31 protein-coding genes are annotated in these 17,713 nt (G+C 46.7%); all 31 read right to left on the reverse strand.

Going from position 1 to position 17,713, the window contains the following annotated elements:
* Positions 1–20: 20 nt before the first annotated feature.
* The gene (locus tag CKW00_RS09820; protein WP_008592576.1) at positions 21–965 is read right to left on the reverse strand and encodes a DNA-directed RNA polymerase subunit alpha; all 945 of its coding nucleotides are present in this window, start codon (positions 963–965) and stop codon (positions 21–23) included.
* Positions 966–1,137: 172 nt separating this feature from the next.
* A complete protein-coding gene (gene rpsK, locus CKW00_RS09825; RefSeq protein WP_008592574.1) occupies positions 1,138–1,533 on the reverse strand; it encodes a 30S ribosomal protein S11 in 396 nt (131 codons plus the stop codon).
* Positions 1,534–1,557: 24 nt separating this feature from the next.
* Positions 1,558–1,923, reverse strand: coding sequence for a 30S ribosomal protein S13 (gene rpsM, locus CKW00_RS09830; RefSeq protein WP_095822429.1), 366 nt, complete (start codon positions 1,921–1,923; stop codon positions 1,558–1,560).
* A 24-nt stretch (positions 1,924–1,947) separates the two neighbouring features.
* Positions 1,948–2,061 (reverse strand): 50S ribosomal protein L36, encoded by a 114-nt coding sequence (rpmJ, locus tag CKW00_RS09835; protein ID WP_008592571.1) that lies wholly within the window; start codon positions 2,059–2,061, stop codon positions 1,948–1,950.
* Between the two features lie 33 nt (positions 2,062–2,094).
* Complete coding sequence (gene infA, locus CKW00_RS09840; RefSeq protein ID WP_095822430.1) at positions 2,095–2,313, reverse strand: translation initiation factor IF-1; 219 nt, start codon at positions 2,311–2,313, stop codon at positions 2,095–2,097.
* Positions 2,291–2,626, reverse strand: a complete 336-nt coding sequence (locus CKW00_RS09845) for a KOW domain-containing RNA-binding protein (protein WP_076572491.1) — start codon at positions 2,624–2,626, stop codon at positions 2,291–2,293. The genes infA and CKW00_RS09845 overlap by 23 nt, the downstream gene beginning before the upstream one ends.
* Positions 2,627–2,838: 212 nt before the next feature.
* Positions 2,839–3,489 carry an adenylate kinase gene (locus tag CKW00_RS09850; protein WP_095822431.1) on the reverse strand — a complete coding sequence of 217 codons (651 nt, stop codon included), beginning with the start codon at positions 3,487–3,489 and terminating at the stop codon, positions 2,839–2,841.
* Between the two features lie 37 nt (positions 3,490–3,526).
* On the reverse strand, positions 3,527–4,819 hold the full coding sequence (gene secY, locus CKW00_RS09855) for a preprotein translocase subunit SecY (RefSeq protein ID WP_095822432.1): 1,293 nt from the start codon (positions 4,817–4,819) through the stop codon (positions 3,527–3,529).
* Complete coding sequence (gene rplO / locus CKW00_RS09860) at positions 4,819–5,259, reverse strand: 50S ribosomal protein L15 (RefSeq protein WP_008592559.1); 441 nt, start codon at positions 5,257–5,259, stop codon at positions 4,819–4,821. Before rplO ends, secY begins: the two co-directional genes overlap by 1 nt.
* 27 nt (positions 5,260–5,286) lie before the next feature.
* Positions 5,287–5,469, reverse strand: a complete 183-nt coding sequence (rpmD, locus tag CKW00_RS09865; protein ID WP_095822433.1) for a 50S ribosomal protein L30 — start codon at positions 5,467–5,469, stop codon at positions 5,287–5,289.
* Between the two features lie 17 nt (positions 5,470–5,486).
* The gene (rpsE, locus tag CKW00_RS09870) at positions 5,487–5,984 is read right to left on the reverse strand and encodes a 30S ribosomal protein S5 (RefSeq protein WP_095822434.1); all 498 of its coding nucleotides are present in this window, start codon (positions 5,982–5,984) and stop codon (positions 5,487–5,489) included.
* 20 nt (positions 5,985–6,004) lie between these two features.
* On the reverse strand, positions 6,005–6,367 hold the full coding sequence (gene rplR, locus CKW00_RS09875) for a 50S ribosomal protein L18 (protein WP_095822435.1): 363 nt from the start codon (positions 6,365–6,367) through the stop codon (positions 6,005–6,007).
* 29 nt (positions 6,368–6,396) lie between these two features.
* The gene (gene rplF, locus CKW00_RS09880; protein WP_008592553.1) at positions 6,397–6,933 is read right to left on the reverse strand and encodes a 50S ribosomal protein L6; all 537 of its coding nucleotides are present in this window, start codon (positions 6,931–6,933) and stop codon (positions 6,397–6,399) included.
* 30 nt (positions 6,934–6,963) lie between these two features.
* Positions 6,964–7,362 (reverse strand): 30S ribosomal protein S8, encoded by a 399-nt coding sequence (rpsH, locus tag CKW00_RS09885; protein ID WP_008592551.1) that lies wholly within the window; start codon positions 7,360–7,362, stop codon positions 6,964–6,966.
* A gap of 29 nt (positions 7,363–7,391) precedes the next feature.
* A complete protein-coding gene (locus CKW00_RS09890) occupies positions 7,392–7,577 on the reverse strand; it encodes a type Z 30S ribosomal protein S14 (protein WP_008592548.1) in 186 nt (61 codons plus the stop codon).
* Between the two features lie 25 nt (positions 7,578–7,602).
* Complete coding sequence (rplE, locus tag CKW00_RS09895) at positions 7,603–8,142, reverse strand: 50S ribosomal protein L5 (RefSeq protein ID WP_008592545.1); 540 nt, start codon at positions 8,140–8,142, stop codon at positions 7,603–7,605.
* Positions 8,143–8,169: 27 nt separating this feature from the next.
* A complete protein-coding gene (gene rplX / locus CKW00_RS09900; RefSeq protein WP_008592543.1) occupies positions 8,170–8,481 on the reverse strand; it encodes a 50S ribosomal protein L24 in 312 nt (103 codons plus the stop codon).
* A 39-nt stretch (positions 8,482–8,520) separates the two neighbouring features.
* A complete protein-coding gene (rplN, locus tag CKW00_RS09905) occupies positions 8,521–8,889 on the reverse strand; it encodes a 50S ribosomal protein L14 (RefSeq protein ID WP_095822436.1) in 369 nt (122 codons plus the stop codon).
* A gap of 41 nt (positions 8,890–8,930) precedes the next feature.
* Positions 8,931–9,194: a 30S ribosomal protein S17 gene (rpsQ, locus tag CKW00_RS09910; RefSeq protein ID WP_008592540.1), complete on the reverse strand. Its 264-nt coding sequence runs from the start codon at positions 9,192–9,194 to the stop codon at positions 8,931–8,933.
* 24 nt (positions 9,195–9,218) lie between these two features.
* Entirely contained in the window at positions 9,219–9,419 is a 201-nt protein-coding gene (rpmC, locus tag CKW00_RS09915) for a 50S ribosomal protein L29 (protein WP_008592538.1), read from the reverse strand.
* Positions 9,409–9,843: a 50S ribosomal protein L16 gene (gene rplP, locus CKW00_RS09920; RefSeq protein ID WP_008592536.1), complete on the reverse strand. Its 435-nt coding sequence runs from the start codon at positions 9,841–9,843 to the stop codon at positions 9,409–9,411. The genes rpmC and rplP overlap by 11 nt, the downstream gene beginning before the upstream one ends.
* Positions 9,844–9,861: 18 nt before the next feature.
* Positions 9,862–10,503, reverse strand: coding sequence for a 30S ribosomal protein S3 (rpsC, locus tag CKW00_RS09925; RefSeq protein WP_008592535.1), 642 nt, complete (start codon positions 10,501–10,503; stop codon positions 9,862–9,864).
* Between the two features lie 3 nt (positions 10,504–10,506).
* On the reverse strand, positions 10,507–10,848 hold the full coding sequence (gene rplV, locus CKW00_RS09930) for a 50S ribosomal protein L22 (RefSeq protein WP_008592533.1): 342 nt from the start codon (positions 10,846–10,848) through the stop codon (positions 10,507–10,509).
* A 20-nt stretch (positions 10,849–10,868) separates the two neighbouring features.
* Complete coding sequence (rpsS, locus tag CKW00_RS09935) at positions 10,869–11,147, reverse strand: 30S ribosomal protein S19 (protein ID WP_008592531.1); 279 nt, start codon at positions 11,145–11,147, stop codon at positions 10,869–10,871.
* A 58-nt stretch (positions 11,148–11,205) separates the two neighbouring features.
* The gene (gene rplB / locus CKW00_RS09940; RefSeq protein ID WP_095822437.1) at positions 11,206–12,039 is read right to left on the reverse strand and encodes a 50S ribosomal protein L2; all 834 of its coding nucleotides are present in this window, start codon (positions 12,037–12,039) and stop codon (positions 11,206–11,208) included.
* Positions 12,040–12,064: 25 nt separating this feature from the next.
* Positions 12,065–12,352 carry a 50S ribosomal protein L23 gene (rplW, locus tag CKW00_RS09945; RefSeq protein ID WP_076572510.1) on the reverse strand — a complete coding sequence of 96 codons (288 nt, stop codon included), beginning with the start codon at positions 12,350–12,352 and terminating at the stop codon, positions 12,065–12,067.
* On the reverse strand, positions 12,352–12,975 hold the full coding sequence (gene rplD / locus CKW00_RS09950; RefSeq protein ID WP_008592526.1) for a 50S ribosomal protein L4: 624 nt from the start codon (positions 12,973–12,975) through the stop codon (positions 12,352–12,354). Before rplD ends, rplW begins: the two co-directional genes overlap by 1 nt.
* A gap of 24 nt (positions 12,976–12,999) precedes the next feature.
* Positions 13,000–13,629 carry a 50S ribosomal protein L3 gene (rplC, locus tag CKW00_RS09955; RefSeq protein ID WP_008592524.1) on the reverse strand — a complete coding sequence of 210 codons (630 nt, stop codon included), beginning with the start codon at positions 13,627–13,629 and terminating at the stop codon, positions 13,000–13,002.
* Between the two features lie 29 nt (positions 13,630–13,658).
* Positions 13,659–13,967: a 30S ribosomal protein S10 gene (rpsJ, locus tag CKW00_RS09960; protein WP_008592522.1), complete on the reverse strand. Its 309-nt coding sequence runs from the start codon at positions 13,965–13,967 to the stop codon at positions 13,659–13,661.
* Between the two features lie 324 nt (positions 13,968–14,291).
* Positions 14,292–15,482, reverse strand: coding sequence for an elongation factor Tu (gene tuf, locus CKW00_RS09965; protein WP_095822438.1), 1,191 nt, complete (start codon positions 15,480–15,482; stop codon positions 14,292–14,294).
* Positions 15,483–15,605: 123 nt separating this feature from the next.
* Positions 15,606–17,684, reverse strand: a complete 2,079-nt coding sequence (fusA, locus tag CKW00_RS09970) for an elongation factor G (protein WP_095822439.1) — start codon at positions 17,682–17,684, stop codon at positions 15,606–15,608.
* Positions 17,685–17,713: the final 29 nt, after the last annotated feature.

Below are 17,713 nucleotides of genomic sequence, written 5' to 3' on the forward strand. Positions count from 1 at the left end.
CAGATGTTCCCTCTTTATCGTCAGTCTTCTTTACGAAGGCCAAGGTTAAGTTCATTCAGTTTGTGCTTAACTTCTTCCAACGATTTTCTGCCGAGGTTACGGACTTTCATCATATCGTCTTCACTCTTATTAGCCAGCTCCTGAACCGTGTTGATACCGGCACGTTTCAGGCAGTTGTAAGAACGAACCGAGAGATCCAGTTCTTCGATCGTCATCTCAAGAACTTTTTCTTTCTGGTCTTCTTCTTTTTCTACCATAATTTCGGCATTTTTCGCTTCATCCGTCAATCCGACGAAGATATTCAAATGCTCCATATATACTTTAGCCCCTAAAGAGATCGCCTCTTCCGGACGAATGCTACCATCCGTCGATACATCCAGTGTAAGTTTATCGTAGTTGGAGATGTGCCCGATACGGGTGTTCTCCACCTGATACGTTACACGGGATACAGGGGTGAAGATAGAGTCAACCGGAATTACTCCTATTGGTAAATCTTCGTGGTTGTTCCCTTCAGCCGGGCGATATCCTCGACCGCTTTCAGCTGTAATACGCATACGCAGATTCGTATTACTATCAAGGGTAGCGATGTGAAGTTCCGGATTCAGTACTTCAACGTCACTATCATGAGTAATATCAGCAGCGGTGACTTTTCCTTCACCCTGGACATCGATTTCCAAAGTCTTCTCGTCATCAGAATAGATCTTCAGAGCAAGTTTCTTCAGATTCAAAACGACAGTGGTTACGTCTTCCATGACACCTTCGATCGTCGAAAATTCATGAAGGACCCCGTCAATTTGTACAGATGTCACAGCGGCACCGGGAAGTGAGGATAATAGGATACGACGCAAGGAGTTACCTAGTGTTGTACCATACCCACGCTCAAGCGGCTCGACGACGAATTTACCAAAAGTAGAATCATCGCTGATCTCCACCGTTTCAATGTTTGGTTTCTCAATTTCGATCATTTACACAAAAACCTCCTTCAAAACGTCGAAACCCCGGTCAGACAGAAGTCCAACCGAAATTCCTCAGGCAGGCAGCCCCTCTACCAGTAAACTGCATCTCTAAGGTTAAACGCATGGCTGTTATTGGTGGTTATAACCCTTAAAGAGGGCGATAAAACAATTCAGACTTCAATTACACGCGACGACGTTTCGGTGGACGGCAACCATTGTGTGGAACCGGTGTTACATCTCTGATAGCTGTGATTTCGATACCTACTGCCTGGATGGAGCGGATAGCCGCTTCACGGCCGGCGCCAGGTCCTTTAACAGCTACTTCAAGATCTTTCATGCCGTTATCCATAGCTTCTTTTGCAGAAGTTTCTGCAGCCATTTGAGCTGCGAATGGAGTAGATTTACGGGAGCCTTTGAAACCGAGAGTTCCGGCACTGCTCCAGCTGATCACGTTACCTTGCACATCTGTAATCGTGATAATCGTGTTGTTGAAAGTAGAGCGGATATGAGCAATACCACTCTCCACATTCTTTTTCACGCGACGTTTCCGGGTACGGGTGTTCTTACGTGCTACCATAACTATACCTCCTTTATCAATTAATTATTTGCGTTTGTTTGCTACTGTACGACGAGGACCTTTACGGGTACGGGAGTTGTTTTTCGTCTTCTGGCCGCGACTTGGAAGACCACGACGGTGACGAAGCCCACGATAAGAGCCGATTTCGATCAGACGCTTAACGTTAAGGGAGTTCTCACGACGAAGGTCACCTTCGACGTTGTATTTGTTCAGTTCAGTACGAATTTTCGTAAGTTCATCTTCTGTAAGATCACGGACACGGGTAGATTCATCTACTCCGGCATCCTGTACAATTTGACTTGCCAGGGATTTACCGATTCCGTAAACATAAGTCAATGAGATAGAAATTCGTTTATCACGAGGGATATCAACACCTGCTATACGTGCCATAGGGAACGTGCACCTCCTTTTTTATTAACCTTGTTTCTGTTTGTGTTTCGGGTTATCGCAAATTACCATTACTTTGCCATTACGACGAACGACTTTACATTTATCACAAATCTTCTTAACAGAAGCCCTTACCTTCATCATTCATACCTCCTTGTTATATCGGAGCTTATTCTATTTGTAACGGTACGTTATCCGTCCTTTAGTAAGATCATACGGGGACAGTTCCACTGTCACTTTATCACCTGGAAGAATACGGATGAAGTTCATGCGTATTTTACCGGAGACGTGAGCAAGTACCGTATGCTGATTCTCAAGTTCGACTTTGAACTGAGCGTTCGGCAATGTCTCCACTACGGTTCCTTCAATTTCAATTACATCGTCTTTCGCCATCGAGTTGCTCTCCCTTCTCTAAATCAGTCACCAGTTCATTGATATATTTACTAACAGCAAAACGAAGCTTGCCGTTTGTGACACGACCTGTTTCCAGAAGGCTGCTTTGGACTTCCGGAGAGATGAAGCTCGTGCAGGACACATGCTGCATGTTCTTCTTCTTCGGCCTGTCGTATTTCCTCTTCTCTCCGTCAGCAAGCATTACAGCGCCATCTTCAAGTTTATCGATGACTACCGCATATTGACCTGCTTCCCGTCCACGCTCAATACGAACAATCTGACCTATTCGCGGACTCGATTCCGATTCACTCACAGTACGATCACCTTCATTTAAAGTAATAAACACAGTAATCGCGTCGGAGAGGAACTACAAGCTCCTGCCGTTTCGCATTACCACTTTCGGACACTAACTTTGAACATAACAAGGAACACTTTCAATTTCAAGAAAAAAGTTTCGCTATTACGTGAAAGGTTACCGTGCCCATCCATGGCAACCCTCATTTATTCCGGGTTCTCTGTTTCACCTTAAGAAAGATGCTGAAGGCGTTCATCAATATCGTTGAATACTTCCTCGATATTTCTGTTGCCCTCTACCGTAACGAGATAGCCCTTCCCTTCGTAAAAGTCCAGAAGAGGCTGAGCCTGTTCCACGTTCACTTCGAGTCGGTTTTTCACTGTTTCCGGCTGATCATCTTCCCTCTGGATAAGAGCAGCACCGTCGTTATCGCATTTGCCTGGTGTCTTCGGAGGATTGAATTGAACGTGGTACGTAGCTCCACATTCAGGGCAGACTCTCCTGCCGGTCAACCGGTCCACAAGTATTGTTTGCGGAACGTCTATGTGAAGCACATAGTCGAGAGATGTCTCCAGCTCTCCAAGCAGATTCTCAAGAGCTTCTGCCTGTTCAAGCGTGCGCGGGAAACCGTCAAGGAGGAATCCTTTCTGGCAGTCCGGCTTGCTGAGACGTTCGCGGACGATTCCGATCGTGACCTCATCCGGAACCAGCGCCCCTTCATCCATATATGATTTAGCTTCTTTGCCTAGTTCTGTGCCTTCTTTGATAGCTGAGCGGAACATATCTCCGGTAGAGATATGAGGAATGTTATATTTTTCGACTATTTTCTCTGCCTGGGTGCCTTTTCCGGCTCCAGGGAGACCCATCAAAATTAAATTCAACTTTTTCCCTCTCTCCCGTATCTTAGTTTTACACTATTTATTTAATGAAGCCTTTATAATGTCGCTTCACCAGCTGACCTTCCAGTTGCTTCATCGTATTCAGTGCAACACCTACTACGATCAAGAGACCAGTTCCTCCGATCTGTATGCTTGGCGGAAGCCCTGCAAGGGAGCCAAGAATAATCGGAAGGACAGATACAGCCGCCAAAAAGAGTGATCCTACGAAGGTTAAACGGTACATAACCCGTGTCAAATACTTCTCCGTATTCGCACCGGGACGTATTCCCGGGATATACCCGCCTTGCTTCTTAAGGTTTTCAGCCATTTGTTCAGGGTTCACCTGCACAAACGTATAGAAGTATGTGAACGCTATGATGAGCGCTACATAAATAATCATACCCGGCCAGTTCTCATAATTGAAAATGTACTCGATCGTTGAAGCGATCTCGCTGTTTTCAAAGAATCCGGCTATCGTTCTTGGAGCGATAATGAAAGAAATCGCGAATATGACTGGAATAACTCCAGCAGCGTTCACTTTGATCGGCAAGTGGGTGGAATGCCCACCGACTGGAGATCTGTTTACCTGACGTTTTGCATATTGAATAGGGATTTTACGCAGCGCCTGCTGAATGAACACGACTCCCACAATGACTGCAACGATCACAAGAGCAATGAGAGCCACGATGACGAGGTTGATGAAGAGTTCCTCTCCTGCGCCAGTTATATACTGATCATACAACTGGTTCACACCATTCGGAATTGCAGCAACAATACCTGCGAAAATTAAAATTGAAATCCCATTTCCTACGCCATGGGAAGTGATTTGCTCACCAAGCCACATAAGGAATGCAGTCCCGCCTGTCAGTACGAGCGCAATAGCTGCGAACTGGGGAATACCAGGGTTTGAGATCAGCTGACCTCCTGCCATGGCATTGAAACCAATGGACATACCAATGGCCTGTATGAAGGCAAGGACAATAGTTCCATAGCGGGTAAACTGAGCTAATTTCCGGCGCCCCACTTCACCCTGCTTTTTCCACTCTGCAAATTTAGGAACGACGTCCATCTGCAGAAGCTGCATGATAATGGAGGCAGTGATGTAAGGCATAATCCCCATCGCAAAGATGGAGAAGTTCTGTAATGCCCCACCTCCGAATGTATTCAGAAAGCCAAAAGCGTTCTGTTCATCCATGAAGTTGATTGCCTCATTGTTTGTAAACGGCACGGGGATAAATGCCCCAAGCCGGAATACGATAAGCATGAGCAGGGTGAAAATGATTTTTCGCCGGAGATCACCCACGCGCATAAAATTGGAGATTGTCCGGAACATTAAATCACCTCAGTTTGACCGCCCGCCGCTTCGATTGCTTCTTTGGCAGAAGCCGAGAACTTGTGAGCTTTTACTGTGAGTTTCCTATCAATGTTACCTTTTCCTAGGATCTTAACACCAGCTTTTACTTTGCTGACAGTACCTGTTTCAAGCAGAAGCTCCGGAGTTACTTCCGTGCCTTCTTCGAAACGATTCAAAGTCTCTAAGTTCACAACTGTATATTCCGTACGGTGAATGTTCGTGAAACCACGCTTAGGCACGCGTTGGAATAAAGGCATTTGGCCACCTTCGAAACCTGGACGGATTTTGCTCCCGGAGCGCTGACCCTGTCCTTTGTGTCCACGACCGGATGTTTTTCCGTTACCGGAAGCCATCCCACGTCCTACGCGGTTACGTTTTTGACGGGACCCTACTTTGGAATGTAGTTCATGAAGTTTCATGTGAGCACCTCCTTATTTATAAATTGATTATACTTCTTTAACATCAGCCAGGTGTGAAATCTTATTGACCATTCCACGCATAGCCGGGTTGTCTTCTACGACTACTGTCTGGCGAATTTTATTTAGTCCTAGCGCTTTAACGGTGTCCTTCTGGTCCTGCGGACGGCCGATTACACTGCGCGTGAGGGTAACTTCTAACTTTTGAGCCATTGTATTTCCCTCCTATCCTACAGTTCTTCCACGGATTTCCCACGAAGTCTTGCCACATCTTCGGCACGCTTCAATTCAGTAAGACCCTTGATAGTAGCACGGATCATGTTGATTGGCGTGTTCGAGCCAAGAGACTTCGAAAGGATGTCCTGCACACCTGCAAGTTCAAGTATGGCACGGACAGGTCCGCCTGCGATAACACCGGTACCTTCTGCGGCCGGTTTCAACAGTACGTTACCGGCGCCGAAGCGACCGTGAATTTCGTGAGGAATCGTTGTATTTTTAATTGGTACAGTTACCAGGTTCTTCTTCGCATCATCAATTGCTTTTTTGATGGCGTCCGGAACTTCCTGCGCTTTGGCAGTACCGAAACCGACATGACCGTTTTTGTCGCCCACTACTACAAGTGCGGCAAAACGGAAACGACGTCCACCTTTTACCACTTTCGCAACGCGGTTGATCGTAACAACGCGCTCTTCAAGATCTAGTTTGTTAGGGTCAATCTTTGTACTCATACATGTCCCTCCTTTTACGATTAAAATTGTAGTCCAGCTTCACGAGCTGCATCGGCCAAAGCCTGTACGCGGCCGTGATAAAGATAACCACCGCGGTCGAATACTACTGTTTCATAGCCTTTTTCTTTCGCACGTTCTGCAACGAGCTGACCAATACGTTTAGCAGCTTCAACGTTGCCGCCACGATCGAGGTCGAACCCTTTGTCCATTGTCGATGCACTGGCTACTGTCGTTTCGCTCACATCATCGATCAATTGTGCGTAAATATGGTTGTTGGAACGATAAACGTTCAGACGTGGACGCTCCGCAGTACCGGAGATGTTCTTACGGACACGTGAATGACGTTTCTTACGCATAGTGTTTTTATCGGTCTTTGAGATCATTTAAGTCACTCCTTTCTTACCCTGACACCTTATTTAGCTGTCTTACCTTCTTTAGTACGGACAGTTTCGTTCTCGTAACGGATTCCTTTACCTTTGTAAGGCTCAGGAGGACGAATCGCACGGATGTTAGCGGCCACTGCTCCGACGAGCTCTTTATCAATGCCTTTGATGACGATTCTAGTGTTCGTAGGAACTTCGATATCGATACCTTCGCGGTTTTCGATTTCTACCGGGTGGGAGTAGCCGGCGTTTACGGTTACTTTTTCACCCTGTTTTTGAGCACGATATCCGACACCGCGGATTTCAAGTGCTTTTTCAAAACCCTGGGACACTCCTACAACCATGTTGTTGATCAGACTGCGTGTCGTACCGTGAAGAGCTTTATGCTCCTGCTTATCACTCGGACGCTCTACAGTAAGAACGTTGTCTTCCTGTTTCACGCTCATTTCGTCGGAGATAGTGGTAGCCAGCTCCCCTTTTGGTCCTTTTACTGCAACTCTGCTGTTTTCCTGGGTGACTTCTACACCTTCAGGCAGTTCAATTGGTAATACACCAATACGTGACATTCATTACACCTCCTGTTCGTATCTGTTTTCTTACCAGATGTAAGCAAGCACTTCGCCACCGATAGCTTGTGCACGTGCTTCTTTATCTGTCAAAACACCTTTTGATGTGGAAACGACTGCAATACCAAGGCCGTTAAGAACTCTCGGCACCTCGTCAGCCTGTGCATACACACGAAGACCCGGTTTCGAAATCTTCTTGATGCCTGAAATTACTTTCTGCTCTGTCTGGCTGTACTTCATGAAAATACGAAGTATGCCCTGCTTACCATCCTCTACCTGTTCATAGTCACGAATGAAACCCTCACGTTTAAGGATATCAGCGATCTCTCTTTTCAGGTTAGAAGCCGGTAGCTCCAACTTCTCGTGACGTACCATATTCGCGTTACGAATACGGGTCAGCATATCTGCAATTGGATCTGTCATTGTCATAACTTTTACCTCCTTCCCAGTCCTCGGGTTTACCAGCTGGCTTTTTTGACGCCAGGAATTTGTCCTTTATATGCTAGTTCGCGGAAACATATACGGCACAACTTGAATTTACGAAGTACGGAATGCGGACGTCCGCAACGTTCACAACGAGTGTATTCACGTACCTGGAATTTCTGTTTGCGCTGTTGTTTCGCAACCATTGATTTTTTAGCCACTATTTTCCCTCCTTATAGTCAGTTCTTAGTTTTTAAACGGCATGCCGAACTGAGCTAATAGTTCACGAGACTCTTCGTCTGATTCAGCACTGGTAACGATAACGATATCCATACCACGTACTTTGTTAACTTTGTCATAGTCGATTTCCGGGAAAATCAATTGTTCTTTCACACCTAGAGTGTAGTTACCGCGGCCGTCGAATGCTTTCTTGGAGATACCACGGAAGTCACGGACACGTGGCAATGACACGGCGATCAACTTCTGAAAGAATTCGTACATGCGCTCTCCGCGCAGAGTAACTTTAGCTCCGATTGGCATTCCTTCACGAAGACGGAATCCAGCGATTGATTTCTTCGCTTTCGTTACCATCGGTTTCTGACCGGAGATAAGCTCCAGTTCCTCTACCGCGTTATCAAGTGCTTTAGCGTTCTGCACAGCATCGCCTACACCCATGTTGATAACGATCTTTTCAATTTTCGGAGTTTCCATTACGGAATCGTAGTTGAACTTTTCCATAAGGGATGGAACAATTTCTTTTTGATATTTCTGTTGAAGTTCGTTCATCGGTAAGCCCTCCTTTCGCCAGTTGGATTATTTATCTAGTGCTTCACCGGATTTTTTCGCGATACGAACCTTTTTACCGTTCTCTGTCTTATGACCGATTCTTGTCGGTTCACCGGACTTAGGATCGATCGGCAAAACGTTGGATACATGGATAGCTGCTTCCTGAGTAAGGATACCGCCCTGAGGATTATCCTGAGAAGGCTGAGCGTGCTTTTTCACTTCGTTGACACCTTCAACGAGGACACGTTCTTTCTTAGGGTAAGCTTCAAGTACCGTACCTTGCTTTCCTTTATCTTTTCCAGAGATAACCATGACTTTGTCACCTTTTTTTACGTGCATACTTCGCGCACCTCCTTACCACGGCTTTCATAGTTTTATTTATAGAACTTCCGGAGCTAGTGAAACGATCTTCATGAATTTGTTTTCACGAAGTTCACGGGCTACTGGTCCGAAAATACGGGTTCCTCTCGGTCCTTTATCTTCACGGACGATAACCGCAGCGTTTTCGTCGAAACGAATGTAAGAACCGTCTTTACGACGTGCCCCACTTTTCGTACGTACGATGACAGCCTGCACAACTTCACCTTTTTTAACAACGCCCCCTGGTGTTGCTTGTTTAACCGTAGCAGTGATGATATCACCGATGTTCGCAGTCTTACGACCGGAACCGCCCAGCACTTTAATGGTTTGGATTTCGCGTGCACCAGAGTTGTCTGCAACTTTTAGACGTGATTCCTGTTGGATCATTTACGTGTAACCTCCCTTCGGAATATCTCCGAATCATCTTTTTAGATAGTAACTGCTTCTTCGATTACTTCTACGAGACGGAAACGTTTTGTAGCGGATAGAGGGCGGGTTTCCATGATGCGTACCACGTCTCCCTGTTTCGCCTGGTTGTTTTCGTCATGCGTTTTAAATTTCTTGGAATATTTAACACGCTTGCCGTAAAGCTTGTGGAATTTATACGTTTCAACAAGTACAGTGATCGTTTTGTCCATTTTGTCGGACACAACGCGACCAGTATATACTTTACGATTATTACGTTCAGCCATGTGAGGGTGTCCTCCTCTCCATTATTAATTGTTCGTGCTTAGTTCACGTTCGCGTGCAACTGTCTTCATACGGGCGATGGACTTGCGAACCTGACGAATGCGAGCAGTGTTCTCAAGTTGGCCTGTAGCCAGTTGGAAACGCAGATTAAAAAGTTCTTCTTTAAGAGACTTTACCTTCTGTTCAATTTCGGCAGTGGTTAATTCGCGGATTTCATTAGCCTTCATTGATTTCACCACCAATTTCTTCACGTTTTACAAATTTAGTACGAATCGGGAGCTTATGAGAAGCCAGACGCAACGCTTCGCGTGCTACCTCTTCCGATACCCCGGCGATTTCGAACATGATTTTTCCTGGTTTAACAACTGCGATGAATCCTTCCGGAGCACCTTTACCGGAACCCATACGAACTTCGAGGGGCTTCGATGTATAAGGCTTGTCAGGGAAGATTTTGATCCATACTTTACCGCTACGCTTCATGTAACGGGTCATGGCAATACGGGAAGCTTCGATCTGACGGGCAGTGATCCATGCCGGATCTACAGCCTGAAGTCCATATTCACCAAACGCTACAGAAGTTCCGCCTTTTGCGCGGCCTTTCAGACTTGGACGATGTTGACGACGATATTTAACACGTTTTGGCATTAACATAATGCGGTTCCCCCTTTCTTATTGATTGCCTTTTGTTGGAAGAACTTCGCCACGATAAATCCACACTTTAACACCCAGTTTACCGTACGTGGTGTCAGCTTCTGCAGTACCATAGTCGATATCTGCACGCAATGTGTGTAGTGGTACAGTTCCTTCACTGTAGTATTCAGCACGGGCGATGTCAGCTCCGCCGAGACGACCGGAAACTTGAGTACGGATACCTTTGGCACCTGCACGCATGGAGCGTTGAATGCTCTGCTTTTGTGCACGACGGAAAGATACGCGGTTTTCCAGCTGTTTGGCGATACTATCAGATACGAGAGTAGCATCAAGATCAGGTTTTTTAACCTCGATAATGTTGATGTGAACTCGTTTGCCTGTGCGATTGTTCAATTCTTTACGTAGAGCTTCCACTTCGGAACCACCTTTACCGATAACCATTCCAGGTTTAGCGGTATGGATCGTTACGTTTACGCGGTTCGCAGCACGTTCGATCTCGATAGTTGATACAGAAGCTTCGCTTAGACGGTTTTCGATATATTCACGGATTTCAATATCTTCGTGGAGAAGGTTTGCATATTCGTTGTCTGCGTACCATTTCGACTCCCAGTCGCGAATGACACCGACACGGAAACCTATCGGATTAACTTTTTGGCCCACTGATTATCCCTCCTTCTTTTCTGATACAACCACTGTGATATGGCTGGTTCTTTTGTTGATCTGACTTGCGCGTCCCATAGCACGTGGACGGAAACGTTTAAGTGTTACGCCTTCGTCTACGAAAGCTTCGGAAACGACCAGGTTGTCAGGATCCAGTTCATTGTTGTGTTCAGCGTTAGCGATAGCTGAGTTCAATACTTTTTCAATAATCGGAGAAGCTCTGCGATTCGTGTTACGTAGTGTCGCAATAGCATCACCGGTGTCCATTCCTCGAATCAAGTCGATGACTAAACGCGCTTTACGAGGAGCGATACGGACTGTTTTAGCAACTGCTTTAGCTTGCATGGAAGTGCCTCCTCTCTACCTTAGCGTTTTGTTTTTCTGTCGTCACCAGAGTGCCCTTTGAACGTACGGGTCGGTGCGAATTCACCCAGTTTGTGTCCTACCATGTCTTCTGTAACATAAACTGGTACATGTTTACGTCCGTCATATACAGCGATTGTCTGACCGACGAAGTTTGGGAAAATTGTGGAACGGCGTGACCACGTTTTGATCACGTGACTGTTGTTACCTTCGTTGTTGCTTTCGACTTTTTTCATCAAATGGTCATCTACAAAAGGTCCCTTTTTCAGGCTGCGGCCCATTGATAAACCTCCCTTCGCGATTGAGAGACGGGGTTGTTATCCCGCCCTTTCAATCCCGTTATTTTTTGCCTTTTCTGCGTACAATATATTTATCAGTAGATTTATTACGTTTACGCGTCTTGTAACCAAGAGTCGGCTGACCCCATGGTGTAACTGGAGATGGCATACCGATAGGGGCACGGCCTTCACCACCACCGTGTGGGTGGTCACTAGGGTTCATAACAGAACCACGTACACCCGGACGCTTACCTTGCCAGCGGGAACGTCCAGCTTTACCGATGCTGATAAGTTCATGTTCAACGTTTCCTACCTGGCCGATTGTTGCACGGCACGTGCTGAGGATCAGGCGAACCTCTCCGGAAGTGAGACGTACAAGTGTGTACTTGCCTTCACGACCGAGAATCTGACCGGAAGCACCTGCGGAGCGTATTAGCTGACCGCCACGTCCTGGTTTCAGTTCAACGTTGTGTACTGTCGTACCTACAGGCAGGTCGATCAGTTGTTTTGCGTTACCCGGTCTGATGTCTGCATCTTTCCCGGAAGAAATTTCTTTGCCTACTTTAAGACCTTTCGGTGCAAGGATGTAGCGCTTCTCCCCATCTGCATAGTTGATCAATGCAATGTTAGCGGAACGGTTCGGATCGTATTCGATCGTAGCAACGCGTCCTGGTATTCCGTCTTTATCGCGTTTGAAGTCGATAACACGGTACTGACGCTTGTGCCCGCCGCCTTGATGACGAACCGTAATACGACCGTGTGTGTTACGTCCACCGCGTTTGTGCAGCGGAGTAAGCAGGGAGCGTTCCGGTTTGTCCGTAGTAATTTCTGCGAAGTCTGACATAGACATATGCCGACGACCATTAGTTATTGGACGGAATTTTTTAATCGCCATCTTTTTTCCCTCCTTCAGGTTTTATTTATACTTCAAAAAATTCGATTTCTTCACTGTTTTCGGTAAGTGTAACAATCGCACGTTTCTTGTCGGAACGGTATCCACCGTACCTGCCCATACGCTTGAACTTACCTTTGCGGTTGATAGTGTTGACGCCGGCTACTTCTACTCCGAAAATCTCTTCGACTGCTTTTCTGATCTCCGTTTTATTAGCTTTTGTTTCCACTTCAAACGTGTATTTCTTTTCTCCCATAAGATCGGCAGAATTCTCAGTGATTACGGGGCGCTTAATAATATCGCGTGGTTCTTTCATTATGAGAGCACCTCCCCTACTTTTTCAGCCGCATCTTTCGTTACAATAACTTTGTCATGCGTAAGCAAATCAAGAACGCTTACTTGGTCAAACGTTACCGTTTCGACTTTTGGCAGGTTATTGGAAGAAAGAACGACATTTTCTTCTTTCTGTGCTGTAATGATAAGTGCACTTTCGTTTGCGTCCAGTGCTTTAAGGAAGTTGACTACTTCTTTCGTTTTCGGAGCGTCCATGGACAGCTCTTCTACGGCATAAAGGTTTTCTTCCTGTACTTTTGAAGAATAAGCAGAACGAAGTGCAAGACGACGTACTTTTTTAGGCAGTTTGTAACTGTAGCTGCGTGGTGTAGGGCCGAATACTGTTCCGCCGCCTACCCATTGCGGGGCACGGATAGTACCTTGACGGGCACGACCTGTACCTTTCTGGCGCCATGGTTTACGTCCACCGCCGCTTACTTCGCCGCGTGTCTTCACTTTATGCGTCCCCTGACGCTTGGAAGCCTGCTGCATAAGAACAGTCTCGTGAAGCACGTGTGTGTTCGGTTCGATACCGAATACCGCATCGTTCAAATCCAAATCTCCAACTTTCGAACCGCTTTGGTTAAATAGTGCTACTTTAGGCATGACATATCCTCCTTTCGTTTATTATTAGTTAGCCTTGACCGCACTTTGAACTTGTACGTAAGATTTTTTCGCACCAGGTACGTTACCTTTAACGAGAAGCAGGTTGCGCTCAGCGTCAACTTTCACTACTTCAAGGTTTTGGATCGTTACCTGATTGCCACCCATCTGACCCGGAAGGTCCTTACCTTTGAATACGTGCATGGAGTTGATATCCCCAAGCGTACCAGGGCGACGGTGATAGCGTGAACCGTGTGTTTCAGGTCCGCGGGAGTGGTTGAAACGTTTGATCGTTCCCTGGAACCCTTTCCCTTTGGATGTTCCTGTTACGTCGATTGCGTCACCTTCTGCGAATAAATCCACCTTAACTTCCTGACCAAGTTCATAGTCGTCAGTATTAACGTTACGGACTTCACGAACGTAGCGCTTAGGTGTTGTGTTAGCTTTTTTAGCATGTCCTGTTTCAGGCTTTTTCACACGATTCGCTTTTTGATCAGCGAAACCTAATTGAATGGAATCGTAACCGTCATTTTCCGCAGTTTTCTTCTGAAGAACTACGTTCGGCTCAGCCTGGATTACTGTTACAGGTACAAGTTCTCCGTTTTCGGAGAAAATCTGAGTCATACCGACTTTACGTCCTAAGATACTTTTCGTCATCCGTTACACCTCCTATTATATCGTTTCATTTATAGTTTAATTTCAATATCTACACCAGACGGCAGGTCCAGACGCATCAATGCATCGACCGTTTGTGGTGTCGGGTTTACAATGTCGATAAGACGCTTGTGCGTGCGCATTTCAAACTGCTCACGAGCATCTTTGAATTTGTGGGTCGCACGTAGTACAGTGTACACCGATTTGTCTGTAGGAAGCGGGATCGGACCCGATACTTCAGCTCCAGAACGGTTAGCTGTATCTACAATCTTTTCAGCGGACTGATCCAGAACTCTGTGATCGAACGCCTTCAAACGAATACGAATTTTCTCTTTTGCCATTATTTTCCCTCCTTTATCGCCTATTTTCAAAACAGACTGGCTCCACGAAAATTCCTTGACTCACCTGCCATGGCAAAGGGGCCGGGTGTGTCAACAACCTTCCGTATCATCGTCTTTCATGACCAACATTAAACATTATAAAGAAAAACCCCCTTAAATGCAAGGGGTTCAGTTGATTTTTTATGTGATCATTCTTAAACAGTCTACCTATTTTCTCCGCTGAATGCAACCCCGATTTTTCGAAAACTGCTTCAGCGAATGAAGATGCTCTGTTAACAAAAAAAGATCAGGGGGCAATCCCCTGATCTTTTCGGGCTTTCATTATTACTCGTCGATACGGGCAACAACGCCAGCGCCTACAGTACGTCCACCTTCACGGATGGAGAACTTCGTACCGTCTTCGATTGCGATTGGAGAGATAAGGTTAACTGTCATCTCTACGTTATCGCCAGGCATTACCATTTCTACTCCCTCAGGAAGTTCGATAACGCCAGTTACGTCCGTAGTACGGAAGTAGAACTGTGGACGGTAGTTGTCGAAGAATGGAGTGTGACGTCCACCTTCATCTTTTGAAAGTACATAAACTTCCGCGTGGAATTTCGTGTGCGGCGTGATTGTACCCGGCTTGGCAAGAACCTGACCGCGGTTGATTTCTTCACGCGCTACACCACGTAGAAGTGCACCAATGTTGTCGCCGGCTTCTGCATAGTCGAGAAGCTTACGGAACATTTCAACACCAGTTACAGTAGTTTTCTTAGCTTCTGGAGCAAGACCGATGATTTCTACGTCGTCACCGACTTTAACCTGTCCACGCTCAACACGGCCAGTCGCAACTGTACCACGGCCAGTGATGGAGAATACGTCCTCAACAGGCATCATGAATGGCTTGTCAGTGTCACGGTCCGGTGTCGGGATGTGAGCATCAACTTCAGCCATAAGGTCAAGGATAGCCTGCTCGTGGTCAGCATCGCCTTCGATAGCTTTAAGAGCGGAACCTTTAACAACTGGAGACTCGTCTCCGTCGAAGTCATACTCGGATAGAAGATCGCGAACTTCCATTTCAACAAGTTCAAGAAGTTCTTCGTCGTCTACCATGTCTGTTTTGTTAAGGAAAACAACGATAGCCGGAACACCGACCTGACGGGATAGAAGGATGTGCTCACGAGTTTGTGGCATCGGACCGTCAGCTGCGGATACTACAAGGATAGCTCCGTCCATCTGAGCTGCACCAGTGATCATGTTTTTAACATAGTCAGCGTGACCTGGGCAGTCTACGTGTGCATAGTGACGAGTTTCTGTTTCGTACTCAACGTGAGCTGTGGAAATAGTGATTCCACGCTCGCGCTCTTCAGGTGCTCCATCGATGGAGTCGTATGCGCGAGCTTCCCCGCTGCCGGAAGTTTTGTGAAGTACAGTTGTGATTGCTGCTGTTAGAGTTGTTTTACCATGGTCAACGTGTCCGATAGTACCAATGTTAACGTGGGACTTTGACCGGTCGAATTTTTCTTTAGCCATTCTATAGTTCCTCCTTTAATATAATGAAAATGTATTTTTAAAGGTATTGGATGGAGCAGGGAAGAAACCAAATTCTTCTCTGCTTACCATACAATTATTCCTTTTAAACGTCAATAAGATTAATTAACCACCGACGTTTTTCTTAATGATCTCTTCGGAAATGCTCTTCGGCACTTCTGCATAGTGATCAAAGTGCATTGTGTACGCTCCACGGCCCTGCGTGTTGGAACGAAGGGCAGTCGCATAACCGAACATTTCGGAAAGCGGTACGTACGCGTTTACGACCTGAGCCGGTCCGCGTGCTTCCATACCGTCTACACGGCCACGACGTGACGTAACGTCACCCATGATGTCTCCCATGTACTCTTCAGGGATGACGATTTCTACTCTCATCATCGGCTCAAGAAGTACCGGCTGACATTTACCTTTCGCTTCTTTAAGCGCCATGGACCCAGCTACTTTAAACGCCATTTCGTTAGAGTCTACATCGTGGTAGCTTCCATCGAAAAGAGTAGCTTTAACGTCGACAAGCGGGTAGCCGGCCAATACACCGTTTTCCATTGATTCTCTGAGTCCCTGTTCAACGGAAGGGATATATTCACGTGGTACTACACCACCGACGATTTTGTTTACGAATTCGAAACCGGCACCTTCTTCGTTAGGCTCGATAGTGACCCATACGTGTCCGTACTGACCGCGTCCGCCGGACTGACGTACGAATTTACCTTCCACATTCGCAGAAGCGCGGAATGTTTCACGATAGGCAACCTGTGGAGCACCGATGTCGGCATCCACTTTGAATTCGCGTTTCAGACGGTCAACGATGATGTCCAGGTGAAGTTCACCCATACCGGAGATGATCGTCTGACCGGTTTCTTCATGTGTTTCCGTACGGAATGTAGGATCTTCTTCCGCCAGTTTACCGAGAGCGATGGACATTTTGTCCTGGTCAGCTTTCGATTTCGGCTCGATCGCTACGTCGATTACCGGCTCAGGGAATTCCATGGTTTCAAGAATAACGAGATTCTTTTCATCACACAGTGTGTCTCCTGTTCCGGTATCTTTAAGTCCGACGGCACCGGCGATGTCACCGGCGTACACTTGTGAAATCTCTTCACGGGAGTTTGCGTGCATCTGCAGGATACGACCTACACGCTCGCGCTTATCCTTCGTGGAGTTTTTCACGTATGAACCCGATTTCAACGTACCGGAGTAGACCCGGAAGAAAGTAAGTTTACCGACGTAAGGGTCTGTCGCTACTTTAAATGCAAGTGCGGAGAACGGCTCGTTGTCGTCAGGTCTACGTACTACTTCTTCTTCCGTCTGTGGTACATGGCCTTCGATGGCATGTACGTCCAGTGGAGATGGAAGGTAGTCGATAACTCCGTCGACAAGCAGCTGGACACCTTTGTTTTTAAAGGCGGAACCGCAGTATACCGGATAGAACTCAACGTCCAGAGTACCCTGACGAATAGCTTTCTTAAGCTCATCGTTGCTGATTTCTTCTCCTTCGAGATACTTCATCATGAGCTCTTCATCAAGTTCTGCAACGGACTCGATAAGTTTACCGCGGTATTCTTCCGCCTGTTCTTTATACTCATCCGGGATCTCACGGGCTTCTGCACGCGTTCCGAGATCATCCAGATAGTAGAAGGCTTCCATTGTGATCAGATCAATGATTCCTTCGAAGTGATCTTCTGCACCGATCGGAAGCTGAACAGCCGCAGCGTTAGCTCCGAGACGTTCCTGAAGGGTTCCGAGGGAGTAGATGAAATCTGCTCCTACTTTATCCATCTTGTTGATGAATACGATACGTGGAACGCCGTACGTCGTCGCCTGGCGCCATACTGTTTCTGTCTGCGGTTCTACACCGGACTGGGCGTCCAGTACAGCGATGGATCCGTCCAGCACACGCAGGGAACGTTCCACTTCAACTGTGAAGTCTACGTGACCCGGTGTATCGATGATGTTGATACGGTGACCTTTCCATTGTGCTGTTGTTGCTGCAGAAGTGATCGTGATTCCACGCTCCTGCTCCTGAGACATCCAGTCCATCTGAGAAGCACCTTCGTGCGTTTCTCCGATTTTGTGAATACGTCCCGTGTAGAAAAGGATACGTTCTGTTGCTGTCGTTTTACCGGCATCGATGTGAGCCATGATGCCAATGTTCCGAGTATTTTCCAAGGAGAACTCTCTAGGCATGAATCCTTCTCCTCCCTAATTAAGAATTT

It is taken from the genome of Salimicrobium humidisoli (assembly GCF_002295105.1).
Taxonomy (GTDB): Bacteria; Bacillota; Bacilli; order Bacillales; family Halobacillaceae; genus Salimicrobium; species Salimicrobium humidisoli.

Bases quoted from the DNA above. Each gene is read 5' to 3' on its own strand.
- CKW00_RS09820 (WP_008592576.1), bottom strand. From the start codon at position 965: ATGATCGAAATTGAGAAACCAAACATTGAAACGGTGGAGATCAGCGAT.
- rpsK (WP_008592574.1), bottom strand. From the start codon at position 1,533: ATGGTAGCACGTAAGAACACCCGTACCCGGAAACGTCGCGTGAAAAAG.
- rpsM (WP_095822429.1), bottom strand. From the start codon at position 1,923: ATGGCACGTATAGCAGGTGTTGATATCCCTCGTGATAAACGAATTTCT.
- rpmJ (WP_008592571.1), bottom strand. From the start codon at position 2,061: ATGAAGGTAAGGGCTTCTGTTAAGAAGATTTGTGATAAATGTAAAGTC.
- infA (WP_095822430.1), bottom strand. From the start codon at position 2,313: ATGGCGAAAGACGATGTAATTGAAATTGAAGGAACCGTAGTGGAGACA.
- secY (WP_095822432.1), bottom strand. From the start codon at position 4,819: ATGTTCCGGACAATCTCCAATTTTATGCGCGTGGGTGATCTCCGGCGA.
- rplO (WP_008592559.1), bottom strand. From the start codon at position 5,259: ATGAAACTTCATGAACTACATTCCAAAGTAGGGTCCCGTCAAAAACGT.
- rpmD (WP_095822433.1), bottom strand. From the start codon at position 5,469: ATGGCTCAAAAGTTAGAAGTTACCCTCACGCGCAGTGTAATCGGCCGT.
- rpsE (WP_095822434.1), bottom strand. From the start codon at position 5,984: ATGAGTACAAAGATTGACCCTAACAAACTAGATCTTGAAGAGCGCGTT.
- rplR (WP_095822435.1), bottom strand. From the start codon at position 6,367: ATGATCTCAAAGACCGATAAAAACACTATGCGTAAGAAACGTCATTCA.
- rplF (WP_008592553.1), bottom strand. From the start codon at position 6,933: ATGTCACGTATTGGTGTATTACCAATTGAACTGCCTGAAGGTGTAGAA.
- rpsH (WP_008592551.1), bottom strand. From the start codon at position 7,362: ATGACAATGACAGATCCAATTGCAGATATGCTGACCCGTATTCGTAAC.
- rplE (WP_008592545.1), bottom strand. From the start codon at position 8,142: ATGAACGAACTTCAACAGAAATATCAAAAAGAAATTGTTCCATCCCTT.
- rplX (WP_008592543.1), bottom strand. From the start codon at position 8,481: ATGCACGTAAAAAAAGGTGACAAAGTCATGGTTATCTCTGGAAAAGAT.
- rplN (WP_095822436.1), bottom strand. From the start codon at position 8,889: ATGATCCAACAGGAATCACGTCTAAAAGTTGCAGACAACTCTGGTGCA.
- rpsQ (WP_008592540.1), bottom strand. From the start codon at position 9,194: ATGGCTGAACGTAATAATCGTAAAGTATATACTGGTCGCGTTGTGTCC.
- rpmC (WP_008592538.1), bottom strand. From the start codon at position 9,419: ATGAAGGCTAATGAAATCCGCGAATTAACCACTGCCGAAATTGAACAG.
- rplP (WP_008592536.1), bottom strand. From the start codon at position 9,843: ATGTTAATGCCAAAACGTGTTAAATATCGTCGTCAACATCGTCCAAGT.
- rplV (WP_008592533.1), bottom strand. From the start codon at position 10,848: ATGCAAGCTAAAGCAGTTGCTAAAACAGTCCGTATCGCTCCTCGTAAA.
- rpsS (WP_008592531.1), bottom strand. From the start codon at position 11,147: ATGGGCCGCAGCCTGAAAAAGGGACCTTTTGTAGATGACCATTTGATG.
- rplB (WP_095822437.1), bottom strand. From the start codon at position 12,039: ATGGCGATTAAAAAATTCCGTCCAATAACTAATGGTCGTCGGCATATG.
- rplW (WP_076572510.1), bottom strand. From the start codon at position 12,352: ATGAAAGAACCACGCGATATTATTAAGCGCCCCGTAATCACTGAGAAT.
- rplD (WP_008592526.1), bottom strand. From the start codon at position 12,975: ATGCCTAAAGTAGCACTATTTAACCAAAGCGGTTCGAAAGTTGGAGAT.
- rplC (WP_008592524.1), bottom strand. From the start codon at position 13,629: ATGACGAAAAGTATCTTAGGACGTAAAGTCGGTATGACTCAGATTTTC.
- rpsJ (WP_008592522.1), bottom strand. From the start codon at position 13,967: ATGGCAAAAGAGAAAATTCGTATTCGTTTGAAGGCGTTCGATCACAGA.
- tuf (WP_095822438.1), bottom strand. From the start codon at position 15,482: ATGGCTAAAGAAAAATTCGACCGGTCAAAGTCCCACGTTAACATTGGT.
- fusA (WP_095822439.1), bottom strand. From the start codon at position 17,684: ATGCCTAGAGAGTTCTCCTTGGAAAATACTCGGAACATTGGCATCATG.